We start from the raw sequence: 19,486 nt of genomic DNA, 5'->3' as shown, positions 1-19,486 counted from the left end.
GGAAAAATGCGACAAAATTAAAGTTGAGAGGGTACAAGCCCGGTGTTTTTCTTTATTTCGCTGGTAAGATGTGAATGATCGTAAAATCCGCAATCAAAAGCAATGTCTGATAAACTGCGTTCCCCGGCAGATCCTTTAATTACCGACAACGCATGCTGGAAGCGGACAATATTTGAATATTCTTTGGGCGTAAGACCGATATGGATCCTGAAATTCCGCTCCAGCTGCCTTACCGTTGTATGGTTTCTTCTGGCAATTTCCTGAATGCTGAGTTGACCATTTGCGCGATGAATATCTTCTATAACAGGTTGAAGCGGCTTATTCTTATTCCCAATCCTGTCAATAAAAAACCGGTTGAGATAAATAAAGGGATCTTTGATTATCTTTTCAAAATCAAATGCATTTGTATTTTCAAATTCAATGGTACTGTTTATTATTTCAACCTGGGGCGCATAGCTATAGAGGTTTGAAAAAGCCGCCGGTTTTATACATACGCCCAATAAATGTGTATCTGCATTGATAAAGCTATCTTTAAAGGAAGTCATAGCGCCAACAACATAAGTTTTACGATGCTCCATGGTAAGACTACCGTTATCAGTTATACAGTTATCCCCTAAATTTATCACCAGCCCCGGGCATCCGTCGGGAAAGTTTCTTTCCCATTGACCGTCATTATCCCCGCCCTTTAACTCCCAAAAGGAATGAATAAACGGTACTAACTCCGGGCAGGGCTTTATGTCCTTATGCTTCATTATCTGTTGATGTTGGTTTACAATAGCGCTGCAACAGGCTTATATGTTTTTTAAAAAAAACAGAGGGTAAAAATACACGAAAAACTCCGTAATAAGATGTATGCAAAATACTTCAGATCATAAAAGACAGTCTCGCAAAAAATTAGAAGTAATTCCTGAAATTTGTATGCGAAGAGCAAATTCTGTTTACCTGGTATGCGGAAGATGCTAATTCACAAAAGGAAACCACTTTTTATTAAGTATAATCTGAAGCGATATATGAGTAATAAAACTGTACTGGAAAAAGCAAATGCGGCTGTGGCCGGAGGCGATAACGAAGGGTTCCTGTTTTTCTGCACGGAAGATACGGAATGGACTTTTGTAGGTGACAGAACACTGCGGGGAAAAGAAGCCGTCCGGCAATATATGGCAAACGCGTATGCAACGCCACCAAAATTCATAGTTGAAAACCTGATCGCGGAAGGTGAGTTTGTTACGGCGGTTGGCAAAATCAGCATGAAAGATGAAACCGGGAAAATGGTTGATTACTCTTACTGCGATGTATGGCGTTTTCGCGATGGTAAGATGGCTGAATTAAAGGCGTTTGTTATTGAGCACACATCAAGGTAAAAACCGTGGGCCTGGAAGCATTTATTTTCCCGTGTGTTCCGGGAATCTTTTAACGGCAGCGGCAAAACGCTCCGGCTGGTCCATATGAAGACTATGACCTGCACCCGGGATCTGTTCCACCTGTAAGCGGGGATTAAGGTGTTGCAGCTCTTCCGCAACAGTAGGTGTAACCACGCCTTTATCACCAAACAGGAGGAGGGTGGGAATATCAATCCCGCTCATCAACTGCCTATAATCAGGATTGGGTGGTGTGAGCACATCAAAAGCGCTCATGCTGGTCTGCAGCCTGGCACGGGCAAATAGCTCAAGGGTTCCCTGCCGGCGGTGAGGGTGCCGTCCCCTTGCTGCGGCCACTACTTCTTCCAGCGACAAACCAAGCATTTTCCGGTGCTGATCAGCAACATCACTGTCGCGCACTTCCCGCTGCACTTTGGGGCTAAGGAATGTGGGATCAGCCAGGATCAGGCCCCGGAAGAGGTTGGGCTTACGGCTTGCCACCACGGCGGCAGTCATTCCTCCCATTGAATGCCCCAGCAGGAAAGGAGGCGGAAGCTCCAGGGCATTGATCAAACCGGCTATATCATTGGCGTGGTCTTCGTACCGGTATCCATAATCAGGTACACCGGATCTGCCATGTCCCCTGGCATCAGGCATTATTATATCGTAATCTCTCTCCAGGGCATGCGCCAGATCTGTCCAGCACAGGCCGTTGGTCATTAGTCCATGCAGTAAAATTAAAGGAGGCTTGTTTCCCCCGGTTCTTGTATAGTGTATGCTGATATTATTTGCTTCGCAGATTGCGGTATTCCAATTGGTCATTTGTTATTTTCTCAGGTTGTAAAACTCATGGTAAAGTTAACCAGTTACGTGGATTTCTTTTGCAAATGAGAAGAGATAACGGGTAGGTATAAACGCAGCGGGCGTTCCGGTGAACGGAATGCGCCCGGCATGTATCTTTATCAGGGCTGTTTTACAATCACATCTACCTGGAAACAGGTATATTTGCTTCCCTGTATCCGAGTATACGCCGGATTTGCGGAATAGCCTACTTTTGTCATTGTTTGATAAACTATTAGAACCATGTTTTCTCAATTTCCTAAATTGATCCTGATCCCTTCTGCTTTGCTTCTCTTCACTGTTATTGGCGGCAGGAGCCAGGCCCAGGAAAAATTCGACAGCAAGCTGCTGAAGAATGGTAAATATACGCTTGGCTGTTACAGTGTAAACGGAAGCGACGAAACGGCGATCGGCACCTTTACCATTGGCATCAACACCACCAGTGATAAACTGGCATTAACTACCGTGACGGCGCTTACCGGGCTGGAAGAGTGGAAAGATACCTCCATATCCAACCTCAACGATTTTAAGCCTGTTTACCGTGCCTCGCACAGTACCTTGAAAGATATGGTACTGCACTTTGACAACAATGTTACCGGTTATTATGTAGATAAGAAAACAGGTGAGAAGACCCAGATCAGGGAAGCGGGCAACCAATACTTCATAGACAGCTATACCTATCCGTTCATCCTGTCGCTGCTGCCGCTGTCGTCCGGCTACAGCACTGATCTGCCTGTGTATGAATACAAGCCCACCAACACAGCGAACGTGAAAAGAGCCGTGGTGGAGGAAGTAAAGAACAGTACCTGGATCAGTAAATATACCGGTAAGCATGATGTATGGGAAGTGACGGTGGTAGAACCATCTACGGATGAAAGATCTGTTTCCTACATCGATAAGAAGACCCGCCGTTTATGGCAGATAGATATGTGGAGCAACGGGCAGCAGATCAGGATGGTGGATCTGGAAACAGATTTCAACTCCATCAAGGCGCCGTTCGATAAAGATGCCACTATGAAAATGGTGAAAGGTGGTAAGTCCATCATTTCCGGGCAGGTGTTTGCCCGCGATTTCAATGATAATGGTACCATCTTTGCCAAAATGCAGGTGATGAATATCCAGGCGAAACAGGTAGCGCCCCGCGGTACACAGGTGATCCTCATCCCTTACAACGACTATTTTAAGGAATGGATCAAGACCAACGAATCCCAACGTAAAAAAGGCCGGGAAGGTATTGCCTTGCTCGATGAAGCCGCCCAGTGTATCAAAACAACCAGAGTGTATGATGATGCAGGGCATTTCGAATTTGTAAACCTCATGCCAGGCGAGTACCTGTTATATACCGAGTTTAGTTACGACCATTCCTACACCCAGGCGGAAGTGGTAGGGTATACCGATCACTACATCAACGGCATGTTCCAGGGAACCAGTACCAATACGGTTAACAGGGATTACAGCACAGGCATGGGCGCCGTAGTGAAAAAGGTGGTAACAGTGAGTAAACCAGGTGAGAAGGTGGAGGTAAAACTCAAGAAAACACGTGCGTGAGTATATAATTTAATGAGGGCCGCATACATTCGTGTATGCGGCTCTTTTTTATGGTTTAACAGCCATCCCGTTTATTCCCCCCACTATATCTTTCAGATTTACCGGTTTACCATTTTTCCAATAGGTGGCTTTACCATCAAGATAACCGGCCAGGTAAACATCATTCCCTGCAATAGCAATGGTTTTGACCCCGGCGCCAGCTGTTTCCCCGCCACTGGTAAGGCGCGCAGCAACGCCATTTTTCCAGTGTACAACAATATTGGCGCCTGCCTCGTTCCTGTCAATGCCCGCCACATGTACCTCGTTGCCGGATATGGCAATCGCGTTTGCCCTGCAGCCTTCCTTAAGAATAACCGGTGTACCGTTTTTCCAATACATGGCTGTTTCTTTTCCCTCCGTATTCACTTCAAACCCCGCCACGTAAATATCATTTCCGGATATGGCAATAGAAGCAGCTTCTGCGCTTCTCTTACCATCAGTCAGTGCCTGGGGCACCCCATTCTTCCAACAGGTGGCTACATATTCCCCTTCCTCATTGGGCCGGTAACCGGCTATATAAACATCGTTTCCGCTGATGGAAATGGCGGATAATTTTGTGTCTTCCCCAAAAGAGGCAGCCTTTCCATTTTTCCAGTACATGGCCAGCTTCCCGTCGTTTCCAATCACATGTACATCCTGGCCGGATACACTTATGCCTACTGCCTTTGCATAGGTTTCCCCGTTGGTGAGGGTTATTGCCTGCCCGTTTTTCCAATAGGTGGCAACGGGCTCGCCCGCAGCGTTGTTTTGATACCCTGCCACATACTCGTCATTACCGGATATAGTAATAGCCGATGCCCCCGCATAGGTTTTACCATCTGTGAGCCGGAGCATTTCACCATTTCTGTAGTAGGTGAGGCCCGTTTCTGTACCAGAATAGTCGTCGTACACAAAGAGCAACGAGGGTGCAGACTGGGCCCGGAGCATGGAGGTGGCAGCCAGTAATAGTAACAACGGGCCCGTGAATCGTTTAATTTTCCTGATCATTCTTTAGTTTTTTGTTGATATGAGTTTTGGAGAATTGAGTCGCCCCGGGTTATAAGGACACTCAAAGATACGCGGCCGGCGTGGGGCTTCACATTTCCGGGTGACTACAGTGTTACTACAATTCGTGTTTGAGGCGACTACAAAATGTCTACTAAATGCGTTTTATGATAGAATGGCAGAAATACCCCCGGAGAATTTCGCGAATAGCCCCCTGTTTGACCGGCCTATGGACTATTTTTGAGTTGATTAAAAAAGAAGCCCCTAGTTTATGAAGACAAAAAAAATCCGGCCCCATTTCGGTATACGGGATCTGGAGAGAGGGATATAATGGTTTTGTATTTGCTGATCCTGATGGTCACAAGTTCAATGTATTTCAGATGTGGTGCCGGCACCGGCCATATAAAAGCAAACAATGAATAAAGAAAGTTTAGTGCAGTTTATTCAGCAGGTATTGCCAATGAGCCAGGCTAAAGCAGGGCAGGTGGTGGAAAAGTTCAAACCAATGCAGTTTGAAAGAAACGGTTATGTGCTGGAAGCGGGTAAAGTTTGCAATGCATCTCATTTTATTGAGAAAGGTATTATCAGGTCCTATACGTACGATGTTGATGGCAACGAAGTAACCACAGCATTTTACCCGGAAAACACTTTTACCAACGACCTGCTTTCCTTCTTCAAGAGAAGTCCTGCAAAAGAATATCTCCAGGCAGTTACCGGGTGTGAAACCTGGTATATTACCTATGAAGATATGCAGGCCAGTTTCCATGCCATTTCTGAGTTTCGTGAGTTTGGCCGGCTGAACATAGTGAACCAGTACAGCACGCTGAAAGAAAGGATGTTGTCGATGTTGCAGGAAACGGCAGAACAACGGTACAGCAACCTGATAAATTCAAGCCCGGGCATCTTTCAGAATGTACCTCTAAAGTACATCGCTTCCTTCCTGGGGATCACTGATACTTCGTTGAGCAGGATAAGAAAGGAGTTTGCCAGAAAAGCGGCCAGCTGCTGATTTCTTGCCATTTGCCAAGCCCAGGCTGGCACATTTAATTTTCCTTTGTCTTATTAAAACTACAGATCAAATGGGAAATCACGTATCAGGGATGCCTCTTTGGGCCATCGTATTATTTATTGTATGCTTTCTTTATTCCATCTTCTTTATTACCAAACCGGTAAAACAGGCAGCGCTCCGTGCTGGCATCTCCCCGGGGAAGTCACGGAATATCCGGGTTGGTATTTTTTGTTTTTATATTGTTTATCTTGTTTATGTTTCCGTGTTTTCCCTGAAAGGGGTATTTGAGGTAAATTCCATACCGCCGAAAGTAATGATCTGGGCTGGTATGCCGCTGCTTCTCATCCTGTTTGGATTTATCGGGAACACGAAATTATTTAAAACACTGTTACGCTCGGCCACGTTGGAATCATTAGTCGCCGTACATATATTCCGGGTTGTTGGCGTATTTTTCATCCTTCTTTATTTTTATCATCTTCTTCCTGCACGATTTGCTTTTGCGGCCGGCCTGGGAGATATTATTACCGCTATCCTGGCGCTGCCGGTGGCAAAGATGGTTGCAAGGAAAAGCCCGGGGCACATGACCGCTGTGTATGCATGGAATATCCTGGGCATTGCAGATATTATAGACCTGCTGACGATTGCAGTGATTACAGGCGCTAATGGCAATCTGAGGGAGATGACGGTATTTCCGTTTGTTTGGTTTCCCGCTTTTGCTCCTGCAACTATCTTATTTTTGCATACAGCGGTGTTCAGGAAATTATATCAATTGAAGAAAGCGGGAAATATTGATTAACATTGGAAAACCACGAATGAAATGAATTCACAGGAAAAAGTACTGAGCTGTTATAACCAGGTAGCCGGCGATTATGCCGCTGAGCGTTGGGATGAACTGTCTAAAAAACATTTTGACCGGTTGTTATTGAAGGAGTTTGCTTTTGTTAATAAAGATAAGGGGCTATGCGCCGACTTTGGCTGCGGACCTGGGCAAACCACCAGGTTCCTGTACGACCATGGCGTAAAAAACATTATTGGTGTTGACCTGTCGCCGGCAATGATTGAGGCAGCCGGGAAACTTTCCCCCCAGATCAAATTTGAGACCGGTGATTTGCTCCGTATCAGTTATCCATCCGGACATCTTGGGAGTGCAGTGGCTTTTTATGCGATAGTGCATTTTACGAAGGAGCAGGTCAGGAAATGTTTTGAGGAGATAAACAGGGTATTGAAAACAGGAGGAGGTTTTTTATTTTCCTTTCACGCGGGCGATGAGATCGTTCATTTTGATAAGGCCCGTGATAAAGAAGTGGATGTAGACCTGTTCTTCTTTAAAACGGAAGACATCATTGCGTTACTTGAAGAAGGCGGTTTTAATATTATTGACGCCATAGAGAGACGTCCGTATGAAGAGGTGGAATATCAAAGCAGGCGGGCTTATATCTGGGCGGAGAAAAAATGAAGGGAAAGAGGCTGTCTCATAAATAACTTTTACCCGATTTTACTCGGGTACCGGGTGGAGAAAATTTTCGTATATGCGATTCTCACACCCATTAAGTTATTTATGATACAGCCTCTTTTTTATATATATCTACCTGTTAAAGCTGTACTGTTCTTCTGTTACCTGCTCCAGCCAGTCCACCACTTCACCATCCAGGCTTTCCTGTATGGCAATATGGCTCATGCCCACGGTGGCGGAGGCGCCATGCCAGTGTTTCTCGTCAGCTTCAAACCACACTATATCCCCCGGGTGTACTTCTTCTACCGGGCCGCCTTCACGTTGTACCCAGCCAAGGCCCGATGTAATAATGATCGTTTGGCCAAGCGGATGGGTATGCCAGGCTGTTCTTGCCCCCGGTTCAAAAGTGACCGTTGCTGCTGCAGCGCGACGTGTATTATTGGGGTCGAACAGAGGATCGATGCGCACTGCACCGCTGAACCAGTCGGCCGGTCCTTTAACGGATGCTTTGATGCCTGTTCTTGTTATTTCCATCGCTCAGGAATTTTTTAAAGAATTCATGTCTATCACAAAGCGGTATTTTACATCGCCTTTCAGCAAACGTTCATAGGCTTCATTAATCTGCTGGATATTGATCATTTCAATATCGGCAGTGATATTATGTTGCCCGCAGAAATCCAGCATTTCCTGGGTTTCTGCAATGCCGCCGATCATTGATCCCGCAAGACTTTTACGTCCTACGATCACGCTGAATGCGGCTACCGGCAGCGGATGCTCGGGTGCGCCTACCAGGGCCAGGGACCCATCTACCCGGAGCAGGTTCAGATAAGCGTTGATATCATGTTCTGCAGATACGGCGTCGAGGATAAAATGGAGCTTGCCGCGGTAGGCGGCCATCTGTTTTTCATCTTTAGACAGTACCACTTCGTCTGCACCCAAACGTTTGGCTTCAGCAAATTTTGATGTGGAAGTGGTAAAGGCCACTACATGAGCGCCCATTGCCTTGGCTATTTTGATACCCATGTGGCCCAGACCGCCGATACCTACGATACCTACTTTTTTACCCGGGCCTACGTTCCAGTGGCGCAGGGGAGAGTAGGTGGTGATACCCGCACAGAGCAAAGGAGCAGCTGCTGCCGGATCAAGATTTTCCGGGATGTGCAATATAAAGTTCTCATCCACCACAACCCTTTCTGAATAACCGCCATAGGTTGGTGTGTTCAGGTGTTTATCCGGCGAATTATAGGTTTGTGTAGCACCGGGCTCACAGAACTGTTCCAGCCCTTCCTTGCAATACTGGCATTCGCGGCAGGAGTCTACCAGGCATCCTACACCCACTACATCTCCAACCTTGAATTTGGTAACATGATCGCCTGTGCTTACAACCCTGCCCACGATTTCATGACCGGGTACACAGGGGTACACGGTGAAATGCCATTCATTACGTGCAGTATGCAGATCGGAATGACAAACCCCGCAATACAGGATGTCAATTTCCACATCGTGCGGAGTTGTTTTTCTCCGTTTGATATTGAGCGTATTCAAAGGGGCATCGGCAGCAGTTGTGCCATAGGCTCTTACTTGTGTTGTACTCATATTTTTTTTGTTGAAGATGTTTATCAAAAAGGAATAGCTTCCTCCGGGAACCCAGGATATCCATGGGCACAAGTTTCCCGGGAATATTTTTCACAAGGCAAAGGTAGGGCGGTCTTATCTTCTCCCGGTTATGATTATCAAACGAATGATTAAGAATTTCAAACTTCCAGTGTGCGTAAGGAGGTGGGATTGGTGCCGGTGATCCGTTTAAAGTAATTATTAAAATAGCTGGGATATTCAAACCCAAGCGCATAGGCAATATCGGCTACATTCCAGTCGGTATGCTGTAACAGGGCTTTTGCCTCGCTGATGATACGCTCGGAAATATGCGTGGTGGTTGATTTGCCGGTTACTGTTTTCACCATGCGGTTGAGGTAATTGACATGCAGGGCCAGGTTTTGCGCATAGTCCTGTGCCGTTTTCAACTGCAGGGGTTTATCAGGGTTTTCGATCGGGAACTGTCTTTCCAGCAATTCAAGGAAAACGGCCGTGATCCGGTTGGCAGCGTTCTTATGCTGGTCAAAGTTCCCGGAGGGCTGTAATTTCATGGCCTCGTGCAGGATCAGGTTAATATAATTGCGGATCAGGTTATCCTTAAAGGTATAACCGCTTTGCTGTTCCTCGATCATTTTCTCGAAAATGGTGTTCAGGAAGATCCTCTGCTCATCGGTGATGGTTAATATGGGCGTTCCCCCGATTTTGAAGAAAGGGGATTGCTGCAGGATCTCCGTACGTTCAGAGGCATTCAGGAATTCCTCCGAAAAAAGACAGGTGTAGCCTGCATAAGTGGTGGAAATAGTTTCCCAGGAATAGGGAATATGAGGATTCCCGAAAAACAGGACCGTACCTTCCGCCTGGAAGCTCCTGTCGGCATAATGGATAATGCTCTTACCCGTGGTCAGGCAGATCTTATAAAAGTCCTTCCGGCTGTAAAAACGTGTAACGTTGCTGTCTTCTTCGATCTGGAAGGCATTAAAGCCTTTCAGCCGGAGCTCGTTATTGAATGCTGATACGGAACGTGCCTGACTTTTTTTCATCTTACAAAGTTAAGAAAATCAAACAAAGAGAATCATATCAGTTAAACGACTGCCGGAATTCCAGCGGGGATAGACGGGTTTTAATTTTAAATAATTTACTGAAAGACTGGGGGTGCTCAAAGCCCAGTTCGTATGCAATTTCACTGACGGTTAAACCGGTGGTCGACAGCTTCTCCTTGGCTTTCTCTATTAGTTTTTCATGGATGTGTTGCTGTGCATTCTGTCCTGTTAATGAGCGTAGCATATCGCTCAGGTAGCGGGGAGAAAGATGCAGTTGTGTGGCCAGGTATTCAACGGTGGGCAATCCTTTGTTCAGGGCATGTGCCGTTTCAAAATACCCGTTTAACAGCTCCTCCATTTTTGACAGGAGATCATTATTTACCGCCTTCCTGGTAAGGAACTGCCGTTTATAGAAGCGGTTACTGAAGTTGAGCAATACTTCAATATAAGAAATCATTACATCCTGGCTGAAATCATCTATGGGGTTGTTCAATTCCCTGTTGATATGGTCCAGCACTTCCATAATGGTTACTTTTTCCTTTTCAGAAAGATGCAGGGCTTCATTGGCTTCATAAGAAAAGAAGCCATAGTTTTTTATGTTTTTCCCCAGCGGATAATTGCGGATAAAGTCGGGATGGATCAGCAGCGTAGCGCCATAAAATTCCTGGTCGCCGATAATGGAAATGACCTGATGAGGAGCGGTAAATACCAGTCCGCCCTCATCATAATCATAATATCCCTGTCCGTACCCGATCCTTCCGGGCTGTAGTTTTTTATATGATATTTTGTAAAAGCTAAGCAGGAATGTTTCAGGTAACTGATCTGTTCCCACGGTAATTTTTGTGTTGTCGATCAGGCTTATCAACGGATGTTGTGGTCCTGGCAGCCCCAGCATGCGGTGCAACCCGGTGATAGAATCGATTTTAAATGGAACGGAAGGATGTTTTTTCATTTTGCTGAGTTACGCTGTTACAAACCTAATACATTTTTGCCCATCTCCATTCTGAAGGCTTCATTGCCTATTTCTTCGCGTCTTGCATATAAAGATTGTGCATCCTGCCCGGCTACATAGCGCACCTGGTTTTTGCCGTCTGTAGCGGCTTCATACACAACGGCGGCTATTTGTTCTGCCGTTGAGAAATTATCAGTGTTGAAGAGCGCCCAGAGCTTTTTAGTGGCATCATCATAAGCGGGATGTGTTGGGGCATCGATGGAGCGGCCGCCAAAGTCGGTGATAATACCGCCCGGGGCCACGGTTTTAACCCCTACATTGAACAGTGCCATTTCAAAGGAGAGGCTTTCGCTCCAGCCTTCCAGGGCAAATTTGGTAGCGTGATATACTGAGCTCAGGGGAAAGGCAAACAGGCCGCCCATGGAAGTGGTGGTAATAAACAGGCCGCTTTTTCTCTCCCGGAAATAGGGAATGAATGCGCGAGTTACTCTGAGCACGCCCAGCAGGTTAGTATTTAACTGTCTTACCACCTGTTCGTCGCTGAAGGCTTCCATGGGGCCTACCAAACCGTAGCCGGCATTGTTAAACACTACGTCTACCCCCAACTGTATGGCTTTTTGAACGGTACTGTTTACCTGTTCCGGGTTGGTGACATCCAGGGGTAACAGGGTTACATTTTCAAGTCCGGATAGCTCCGTTTCTTTTTCAGGTTGGCGCATAGTGGCTATTACTGCCCATCCTTTCTGCTGGAATAACTTCGCGGTGGCTTTACCTAAACCGGTAGAAGCGCCGGTAATAAAGATCGTTTTCATGTTGTTCTTTTTTATAACACAAAAGTCGATCGCCGGCAGTTTTGCTATGTTGCCATATTGAAGATGTTTGTAGCCAAAATGACGGATGGGAGGGTACAATAGAAGGTTTTGGGTCCTGTAAAAGGTTTACGTGGTTGGTTAATTCCCCAGCCCCTGCAGGAATCCGTTGAGATCATCATCTTTATCCAGTCCCAGCTTCTGTTTGATCCGATAACGGCTCATTCTCACACTTTTTGCTTCAATGTTCATCAGCTGGGCAATCTGGCGGGTATCCATCTTAAGATAAAGGTAGGCGCAGAGTTTCAGATCGAGTAAGGTGAGCTTTCTTTGGGCTTTGTTGTTGATAAGGTTAAAAAAATCGGGATGTACCTGCTGGATTTGCAGCTTTGCATGTTCAAAATCGCTGTCGATCACCATCTGTTCTTTCAGGATCTTTTGCATATTGATGGCGTCGCCTTCCGTGAGCTTGTTCCGTATGCTTTGCAGGGTTTGATTTTTATGTTCCAGTTGCAGCACATTGGCCATTACTTCTTTTTTCAGCTGTTGTTGTTGGGTGGCCAGCAGCTGCTGTTCTGCCCGGAGCCTGGCATGTTCTTCCTTTTCCAGCCGCACCTGCATTTCCGACTCGTGTTTTTCCAGTTGTAGCTGTTTTTCCCGCTGTAATGAAAGGCGCAACCTGAAGTGGTAGGAGCGGAACATGAATACCAGCCCGAGGAAAGAGGCTATGGCAATGCAGGCATACAGATAATTCTGCATGGTGCGGCTTTTTTCCTTTTCTTTCAGGATCTGCATTTCGTTGTTTTTCTTCTCTGTTTCGTATTGTATTTCCAGCTTCTGGGTATTGAGCGCCTGTTGCTGGTTAAAGATCTTGTTGTTGTAGAGGGTTGCTTCTTTCTGGTATTCCAGGGCTTTATGGTAGTTTCCCCTTTGCTCGTAGAAGGCTGACAGCGACTGCACCACGTTGATCAGCGTGTAATAGTATGCGGGATCGGCTGCTTTTATCACTTCATATGCTTCCTGCAGGTAGCTTTCTGCCTGGGCCGTATTGCCTTCCCGTTTGGCAAATTCGCTTAGTATACCCAGGCTGCTGGCAAATACATCTTCACTGTTACCGGCATTTTTCAGCACAGATCGTGCAGCACCGGCATAATGGATAGCCTGGGCTTTTGCTCCCGGGTCGTCGGAGGGGAAATATTTCAGGTAGGTGTTGGCAATATTTATACAGGCAATGGCGTAGGTGTTATTGGCCACCCTGCCAGGGTACTGATGGTACAATGCCACCGGTTTGTTCAGGTAAAACATCACGCTGTCCAGTTCCTGTTTGTTCCTGGTGGCATTGTATTTATACTCATGCGCTACCGACAAGGCCGTATAACAATTGCTCAGGAGGTTGTAATCATGGGTCTTCAGTGCATTTTCGGTGGCTGCCCTGGCATATACATCTACCTTTTCCTCGTTATTCCAGCCTGAATACACTACATAAAGCTGGTATAATATTTTAGCGGCGATGTAGGGATCGGGCTCCTTGTCCAGTTGCCGGAGGCCCAGCTGACAGTATTTCACCATATCGTCTGAATTATCCAGGGTTTTGTATAACAGTACTTTCGAATAACAGGCATAGGCCATGGCGATGGGGTCGGGTACTGTTTGCGCTATGGTAAAAACGGAATCCACTGCTTTTTTCAGATCAGCATACTGTTGCAGGTTGAATCTGATATTTGCCAGCATGGTATAAGCCTTGGTGGCTTCCCTGTAGTCCTGGTATTTTAAGGATATGGTGGCGCTTTGCCTGGCTGCCGCCCCGGCAAGGGGATAGTTTTTACCCGCCCGGTATATCTCGGCCAACTGGTTAAGGAGGGCTGGTTTCTCCTTCTCATTAAATGCCGGATCGGCTATTACGGATTGCAGGCTGTCGGCCAGCGAAATTTGTGCAGATGCCTTCGAGAACCATCCGCACATACAAACAAGTATACAAACAAATGGCAGATATGGTATTGATTTCATGCGGGCAAATTACTACAAATCGTTAAAAGTGAACCAGTAAAAGTTATTAAAGAGGTAATTATTGATATTTATAAGATACTAATAATAAGATGATTGAAAATGTTGTAGTCATATTGTAGACGCTATTTTTAACCCGGGTAGTCATTTTGTAGGATAGACGGATGCCGGATTGACAACTGTTCCTTCCAAATTTGCAGAGGCAATAACGCCAGACGAAAACCTCGAATCCATGAACAGCAAAACGTTATCTATTTTGTCTTATGTAACCCTTATCGGATGGTTGATCGCTTATTTCTCCGGAAAGGAGAAATCGGACAGCCTGCTCAGGTACCACCTGAAACAATCGCTGGGCCTTGCCATTGTAAGCATTGTGCTCAATATTGCCCTGAGCATTATAGCCCATATGGTACCGGCATTATCTTTCCTGGGCCTGGTAGGATATGTTATCCTCATTTTCTGGGTACTGGGCATCATTAACGCCGCTAACCAGGCAGAAAAACCAGTTCCGGTAATAGGCAAAGTGTTCGAAGATAAATTTGCCTTTATCAATTAACGGAAGGTTGACCGATTATATTTATATAACCATATTAGATTAGAATTACCGTATGCAGTCGCTTCGATATTTTACCCGGGAAGGGAATGTATATACAAAAAAAAATCAGACGGCCTTCTTTTGTTTGTTAGCCCTTCTTTTAGCCGGCCTGGTTGTGTTTATGTTATATAATAACCCTGCCCGAGGTGCAAAGGTGGGTAGTTTATTCATAGGGGTGCTGGGTATCGTTATCTTACTGAGGGCTACCGCCAGGCTCAGGATAGATGCGGATGCCCGCACCATTTCTGTGCAACCGGCGTTCTTTATGCCGGTGACCGTGTTCCGGTTTGAAGACTTTCAGCACTTCCTGGTTTCAAAACAGACCTTCATTATTACGGTGAATGCCACAGTGGCGATGATCATTCTTAAAAATGGCAGGGAAAGATCGGTGATGCTTCACCAGACCTTATTTCTAACAAAGCCCCTGCAGAAAATAACAGCGGAAATGGCTGCCATCATGGAGATAGAGGATTAACAGGTTGCTTAAAACTACGGGGATGTTATACAGCAGAAAAATTACTGAAGGGCAAGTGAGCTTTCAACCCAACAAAGTTTATAAAGCCAGGATTATTATTTGTTTAATACTGGCAGCAACAGCGTTTGTGGTACCGTCGCTATGGAAGCTGTCGTACGAGGTGTCCAGGCTGGTGATGTGCATAGGAGGTGTCTGTGCTTTTTACGCGGCGTACGACTTTTTGTTTAAATTGAATCTTACATTTGTCTTTAACCAGTTAACCCGGGAAGTGTACCAGCAGGTACCCGGTTTGTATTCAAGGAAACTCATGTCGTTTGAGGAGCTTTATTTTCTACAGGAAACCACCAATGGGGACCTCTGTTATGTTATCTCCAATAAAAAAAACAGGTTTGGAAAAAACTATATCATCAGCGATTATTTCCCGGATACAAAAAAAGGACGAAAACGGCAGGAGCAGTTTGAAACAGAGATACTGGAAATTTTAGAAGACATGATAGTTACGGCAAAAGTGCCCAATATTTAAATCTTGCAGCATGGGATTACCTTTTATAGAAATCATTGAGTCCGTAACCCCGGACCCTAATTCCCTGATGTGGAAGTTTTCGGACGCAGATAAAGAAATTAAGAATGGCGCGGTGCTAACCGTCAGGGAAAGCCAGCATGCGCTTTTCCTGAACGAAGGGCAGCTGGCCGATGTGTTCCCGGCCGGAAAGCACACGCTGAGCACCGAAAATATCCCTATCCTTACCAGGCTTAGAGGCTGGAAATATGGTTTTGAAAGCCCCATTAAAGCGGATATTTATTTTTTCAACACCCATCAGTTTGTTAATCTCAAATGGGGCACCCCGGCTCCGGTGTTAATGAAGGATCCGGGCTTTGGACAGGTGCGTGTAAGGGCTTTCGGTACCTATAATATCCGTATAGCGGATGTATCGCGGTTCTTCAGGGAATACGCGGGCACCTTTCCACGACTGGATATCATAGAACTGGAATTACAGCTGCGCGATTTTATTGCGCCAAAATTCGCAGAAGTGCTGGCACTTGCAAATATTTCCGTAGTAGATGCGGCCGGAAATATTTCCGCATTAAACGAAAAGATCCAGCCGATGATCCAGCCCTATTTTACTGATTTTGGCCTGGAGATTACCCGCTTTACCATTACCAGTATTACATTACCGGAAGATGTATTGAAACAATACGATAAGGTTACTGGTATGAACATGGTAACAGACATGAATAAATTTTCGCAGTACAGCATTGCGAATGCAATGGATAAAGAGCGTTCGGATATTGGCGAGGGTGCGCGGCAGGCGGTAACCATGGGCATGATCACGAATATGATGACCAACGGAACTATGCAACAACAACAGCCGGTTCCGGCTATAGATATTACAGAACGGCTTAAGCAGCTGAAGGCGCTTTTCGATGCACAGCTCATCACAGAGCAGGAGTATGCTGCTAAGAAAGAAGAACTGCTGAAATTACTTTAACCTTTAACCGGTTCGCATTATGGCAGAAGAAAAGAAACGGGTGCTGGGCTTCCTGGAGCAGCTGAAGAAAAAAGTAGAAACACGGGAGCATTATGGTGGTGAGATAAAGATTGAAGAGGCGAAAATGGATATCCGTGATTGCCCTGAATGCGGTGCAGGACGGGCCTACCGGAAGGGGCTTACTGCCTGTGCCTATTGCGGCTTTGTATTCATGGATACAACCCTCACGGATGGGGTGCATATCAAAAAGGAAAATAATTCATAAACATGTTTGGTTTATTTGGCAGGAAGTATGAAAACCCTGCATTAATTGCGGAGATCAGTTCAAGACAGGAGAGATGGTTTGCTTTCCTGGATAAACTGGAAGCCCGTATGCAGGAGATGACCGCCGCTGCAATACCTGAACTGCAAAGGGTTTTCCGGGAAGATACCGACCCTTATAAACGGGCGCATCACCAAATGGTGCAGGGGCTCATAGGGCAGGTTAACCAAATGAGGAACAAGGCGAATGAAATTAAGGATGAAAATATTATTTCCTTCGTGTATGAAGCGGAATCAACGATCCCGTCTATTACCAGCAGTGCGGGCCTTGCATATCACGGGAAGCTGCATACTTTCAGGATGGCCTGCCTGAACCGTCATTTTATTTTTGAAGAGAAGATCAACGAAGCTATTGAACTGTTGAAGAATGCGGCAGGGGAGCAGGATCTGGAAGGCGCTTACCGGGAAGAACTGGCGGCGTTTGAAAGGATAAGGGATAAGTTCAGCTGCAGGCAGTGTGGCGGCAATATCACCATTCCAAAGATGTTTTTTATTGACACCTACATCACCTGCCCCTTCTGCCAGTCGCAGAACACTTTCAGCCCTTCTACCGGGGCGCGTATGGTACTGCACCAGGCACGTAGCCTGGCAGAACAGCGCACTGCCCACTTACTCAGGAACTACGAGGAAAGCAGGCCTAAAAACCCCGCATTATACCGGCTTTACCTGCGCGCCATGTTTGATGAGTGGAACAGGATAGTACCCGATATGGCAGGCGAAAACGAGAAATTTTACGAACGATTATTAAGTGACTACTCCATTAATCATCTTTAAACAATAACGATATGTCTGGCAATCCATTATTAGAACCAATTCATGGTATTACATTAGAAGATTACAGTGCTGCCTGTGCAAAACTGGGTAGCGGTCTTAGTGAAGACGATGTAGCAAAAGCACTGGGGGTAGAGCTACCTGTTTGGCAGGAGGCTAACCTGCTTTGGCCTGAACGTATGAAGCAGGATCCTACTTTTCATATTGTGACGCTCTTTGGCCAGTATTTTGGCCAGGCGGATCAGCATCCGAAGTTCAGTGGTTTAAAAGCGGAAACATCTGCAGAAGGCGCGGGCAATATTGAAAAGATCAAGGCAGACAAGGATTTCTACCAGGAGCTGGAAGTAGCCAGGCAGGTGGCCTACGATTACGGCCTGGATGGTGCGCAATGGATCATGGATAAGTATGGGATTCCTCTTGGCGATTTCCAGGTGGCAGCTTCTATGTGGAATGACCAGATCCACCGGGATATCCAGGCTGATTACGCCGGGTACAATGCAAGGCAGGCAGCTTACCAGGCGAAGTATCAGCAACTGTTTGCCGAAAAGCAGGGAGGGAACGTAGCAGACGACATTGAATTTTAAATGCTTCCCTGGGTAGGGTTAGTAAAGGAAAGAAGGGACTGTATCAAAAGTGATTTTTACTCGATTTTATTCGGGTACCTGATGGAAAGAATTTTCGTTTACGCAATAATTCTCAGGACCTTCAGATTACTTTTGATACAGCCCCTTTCTCATTCTGGCACAGATCGGAGCATACAATAATGCAAGCTGCGCTGACTGGGTTAATAATTTAATGACAGTATTCTTTGTGCGAGGCTTTTTGCCGTGAGCTTACCGGTTTCACTATCGTATTCATAATGAATTCCACCGTATACCCTGGAAATAGAAGCTTCATTGATCATTTGTGAGAAGCTGCTGAAAGAACGTGGTGCAAAGCCTTCCGGTACCTTTTGTTTGTCTGTAAAAGAAAAGCCACTGCCAAAACGCGCTGCCAGGATGTTGCCTGTCGCACTGGTAAAGGAGGCATGCCCCGATGTATACGACGGGAAAGGAGGAGTACCTATAAGTGGCGCCCAGCTGCTGTCTATACGTGAACGGATATACGAAATAGGGCGCACCAGGTTGTACCGGTATTTATATTTCCAGCAAAGGATCCCCGCATCGTTCAGGCCTATCCCCACCTGTGCAAAGAGGTTGGCTGCCTGGCCCAGACTCAGCTGCTGCTCTGTTACCAGCTGTGTGGTGAGGGCTATCAGGTGCCCGGGAGGAGTGAAGGTGCCACCGCCATCTGCCCAGTATTGGGCAATCAGGGTTTCTTCCGGTGTAAGTGTTTGTCCTTTCCTGTAAACAAAATAGGCTGCTTTGTAAAATGCGCTGGCTGTATCTGTTGAGAAAGCGGGTGGCGGAATATTGGCTGAATCCGATGCCGTGAATTTAACGATGGGACGGTTCTTTCCCCAGTAAGGTAACATTGCCCGCTGGAAGAGCGGTGGTGTAGGCACCCAGTAGCCCGGACCAACAGGCGGAATATAATCTGTGGGGAAATTGTTCAGATACCCGTCTTTACCGCCATCTGAAGCGGACCATTGATAAATGGCATTGGCAATTGACTGGCCATAAAGAATGGAGCGGCTCACCACTTCCGGCGAACAACTGTCTGCATGCGCCTGCAGGTTATCACTTTCCAGTTGTGCCACCAGGCCAAGGTTTTCACTGCTTGCATTGGGGAACAGGTTCCTGATGATACGGGCCATAGCGCTGTTGCCGGCAATAACCCAGTTATATCTTTTTCCCCATTCCGGTGCGGGCAAACGACGGAGGCCATTCAGCTGACCCGCCAGGGAAGGCGCCCCGTTCATACCGCCCAGTACTGCCTCCCGGAGCGTGATACCGGTATAGGCAATAGCCCTGGCAGCAACCGGCGGACTAAACCCCGGTGTTTCCTTTATCAGCTTCAGTTCCAGTTGGTACCAGGAAACAGGAACGGCTACATCCCCACCGGCCAGCAGCGTACGAGCTGCTACTGCTGTGGGCGTGCCCGGGATACTTTGAACCAGGGCATCATTTTTTTTACAGGCTATCATACCAGCCACAAAAAAGAAAGCAACAGTACGGGCTAACAAACAATAGGTTTTCATTTTTTTACTTTTTACTTTTTAAGGTTATACATGTATGGTTACAAACAATACCACCAAATTACCCC

General features: G+C 46.4%; 22 protein-coding genes. 12 read left to right on the top strand and 10 right to left on the bottom strand.

What is annotated here, in order from left to right:
- Positions 1–17: 17 nt before the first annotated feature.
- Positions 18–752, bottom strand: coding sequence for a helix-turn-helix domain-containing protein (locus FN124_RS23530; protein WP_142687216.1), 735 nt, complete (start codon positions 750–752; stop codon positions 18–20).
- Between the two features lie 258 nt (positions 753–1,010).
- Between FN124_RS23530 and FN124_RS23525 the strand changes: the two genes are divergently transcribed.
- Entirely contained in the window at positions 1,011–1,361 is a 351-nt protein-coding gene (locus FN124_RS23525; RefSeq protein WP_142687215.1) for a nuclear transport factor 2 family protein, read from the top strand.
- A 21-nt stretch (positions 1,362–1,382) separates the two neighbouring features.
- On the opposite strand, the gene FN124_RS23520 is transcribed toward FN124_RS23525, so the two are convergent.
- Complete coding sequence (locus tag FN124_RS23520) at positions 1,383–2,180, bottom strand: alpha/beta fold hydrolase (RefSeq protein ID WP_142687214.1); 798 nt, start codon at positions 2,178–2,180, stop codon at positions 1,383–1,385.
- Between the two features lie 261 nt (positions 2,181–2,441).
- Between FN124_RS23520 and FN124_RS23515 the strand changes: the two genes are divergently transcribed.
- The gene (locus FN124_RS23515) at positions 2,442–3,746 is read left to right on the top strand and encodes a DUF3108 domain-containing protein (protein ID WP_142687213.1); all 1,305 of its coding nucleotides are present in this window, start codon (positions 2,442–2,444) and stop codon (positions 3,744–3,746) included.
- A 48-nt stretch (positions 3,747–3,794) separates the two neighbouring features.
- On the opposite strand, the gene FN124_RS23510 is transcribed toward FN124_RS23515, so the two are convergent.
- Positions 3,795–4,772 carry a hypothetical protein gene (locus FN124_RS23510; RefSeq protein ID WP_142687212.1) on the bottom strand — a complete coding sequence of 326 codons (978 nt, stop codon included), beginning with the start codon at positions 4,770–4,772 and terminating at the stop codon, positions 3,795–3,797.
- Between the two features lie 412 nt (positions 4,773–5,184).
- Here FN124_RS23510 and FN124_RS23505 point away from each other — a divergent pair, with 412 nt between their 5' ends.
- The 3 genes from FN124_RS23505 (at position 5,185) to FN124_RS23495 (ending at position 7,234) form a co-directional block, all read left to right on the top strand.
- Positions 5,185–5,778: a Crp/Fnr family transcriptional regulator gene (locus FN124_RS23505; protein ID WP_142687211.1), complete on the top strand. Its 594-nt coding sequence runs from the start codon at positions 5,185–5,187 to the stop codon at positions 5,776–5,778.
- A 70-nt stretch (positions 5,779–5,848) separates the two neighbouring features.
- Positions 5,849–6,574: a DUF8737 domain-containing protein gene (locus FN124_RS23500; protein WP_142687210.1), complete on the top strand. Its 726-nt coding sequence runs from the start codon at positions 5,849–5,851 to the stop codon at positions 6,572–6,574.
- Between the two features lie 21 nt (positions 6,575–6,595).
- Positions 6,596–7,234: a class I SAM-dependent methyltransferase gene (locus FN124_RS23495; protein WP_142687209.1), complete on the top strand. Its 639-nt coding sequence runs from the start codon at positions 6,596–6,598 to the stop codon at positions 7,232–7,234.
- A 129-nt stretch (positions 7,235–7,363) separates the two neighbouring features.
- On the opposite strand, the gene FN124_RS23490 is transcribed toward FN124_RS23495, so the two are convergent.
- The 6 genes from FN124_RS23490 to FN124_RS23465 form a co-directional block, all read right to left on the bottom strand.
- Positions 7,364–7,765 carry a (R)-mandelonitrile lyase gene (locus FN124_RS23490; RefSeq protein ID WP_142687208.1) on the bottom strand — a complete coding sequence of 134 codons (402 nt, stop codon included), beginning with the start codon at positions 7,763–7,765 and terminating at the stop codon, positions 7,364–7,366.
- A gap of 3 nt (positions 7,766–7,768) precedes the next feature.
- A complete protein-coding gene (locus FN124_RS23485) occupies positions 7,769–8,827 on the bottom strand; it encodes an NAD(P)-dependent alcohol dehydrogenase (protein ID WP_142687207.1) in 1,059 nt (352 codons plus the stop codon).
- 158 nt (positions 8,828–8,985) lie between these two features.
- Positions 8,986–9,864, bottom strand: a complete 879-nt coding sequence (locus tag FN124_RS23480) for a helix-turn-helix domain-containing protein (protein WP_142687206.1) — start codon at positions 9,862–9,864, stop codon at positions 8,986–8,988.
- A gap of 37 nt (positions 9,865–9,901) precedes the next feature.
- Entirely contained in the window at positions 9,902–10,816 is a 915-nt protein-coding gene (locus tag FN124_RS23475; protein ID WP_142687205.1) for a helix-turn-helix domain-containing protein, read from the bottom strand.
- A 17-nt stretch (positions 10,817–10,833) separates the two neighbouring features.
- On the bottom strand, positions 10,834–11,628 hold the full coding sequence (locus FN124_RS23470) for an SDR family oxidoreductase (protein ID WP_142687204.1): 795 nt from the start codon (positions 11,626–11,628) through the stop codon (positions 10,834–10,836).
- Positions 11,629–11,766: 138 nt separating this feature from the next.
- Positions 11,767–13,632 (bottom strand): transcriptional regulator, encoded by a 1,866-nt coding sequence (locus FN124_RS23465; RefSeq protein WP_142687203.1) that lies wholly within the window; start codon positions 13,630–13,632, stop codon positions 11,767–11,769.
- Between the two features lie 229 nt (positions 13,633–13,861).
- Between FN124_RS23465 and FN124_RS23460 the strand changes: the two genes are divergently transcribed.
- The 7 genes from FN124_RS23460 to FN124_RS23430 all read left to right on the top strand — a co-directional run bounded on the left by FN124_RS23460 (position 13,862) and on the right by FN124_RS23430 (position 17,865).
- Positions 13,862–14,185, top strand: coding sequence for a DUF4870 domain-containing protein (locus FN124_RS23460; RefSeq protein ID WP_142687202.1), 324 nt, complete (start codon positions 13,862–13,864; stop codon positions 14,183–14,185).
- A 193-nt stretch (positions 14,186–14,378) separates the two neighbouring features.
- Entirely contained in the window at positions 14,379–14,699 is a 321-nt protein-coding gene (locus FN124_RS23455; RefSeq protein ID WP_221887879.1) for a hypothetical protein, read from the top strand.
- Positions 14,700–14,721: 22 nt separating this feature from the next.
- The gene (locus tag FN124_RS23450; protein ID WP_142687200.1) at positions 14,722–15,222 is read left to right on the top strand and encodes a hypothetical protein; all 501 of its coding nucleotides are present in this window, start codon (positions 14,722–14,724) and stop codon (positions 15,220–15,222) included.
- 10 nt (positions 15,223–15,232) lie between these two features.
- A complete protein-coding gene (locus FN124_RS23445) occupies positions 15,233–16,189 on the top strand; it encodes an SPFH domain-containing protein (RefSeq protein WP_142687199.1) in 957 nt (318 codons plus the stop codon).
- A 19-nt stretch (positions 16,190–16,208) separates the two neighbouring features.
- Positions 16,209–16,454, top strand: coding sequence for a hypothetical protein (locus tag FN124_RS23440; RefSeq protein ID WP_142687198.1), 246 nt, complete (start codon positions 16,209–16,211; stop codon positions 16,452–16,454).
- Positions 16,455–16,456: 2 nt separating this feature from the next.
- Complete coding sequence (locus FN124_RS23435; RefSeq protein ID WP_142687197.1) at positions 16,457–17,284, top strand: hypothetical protein; 828 nt, start codon at positions 16,457–16,459, stop codon at positions 17,282–17,284.
- A gap of 11 nt (positions 17,285–17,295) precedes the next feature.
- Complete coding sequence (locus FN124_RS23430; protein WP_142687196.1) at positions 17,296–17,865, top strand: DUF6620 family protein; 570 nt, start codon at positions 17,296–17,298, stop codon at positions 17,863–17,865.
- Positions 17,866–18,065: 200 nt separating this feature from the next.
- On the opposite strand, the gene FN124_RS23425 is transcribed toward FN124_RS23430, so the two are convergent.
- Entirely contained in the window at positions 18,066–19,421 is a 1,356-nt protein-coding gene (locus tag FN124_RS23425) for a vanadium-dependent haloperoxidase (protein ID WP_260607567.1), read from the bottom strand.
- Positions 19,422–19,486 lie beyond the last annotated feature (65 nt).

The sequence above is a fragment of the Chitinophaga polysaccharea genome, assembly GCF_902150045.1.
GTDB classification, from domain to species: Bacteria; Bacteroidota; Bacteroidia; order Chitinophagales; family Chitinophagaceae; genus Chitinophaga; species Chitinophaga polysaccharea_A.
The sequence above is the reverse complement of the archived record's forward strand: the minus strand, read 5'-3'. Positions and strand labels throughout refer to the sequence as shown.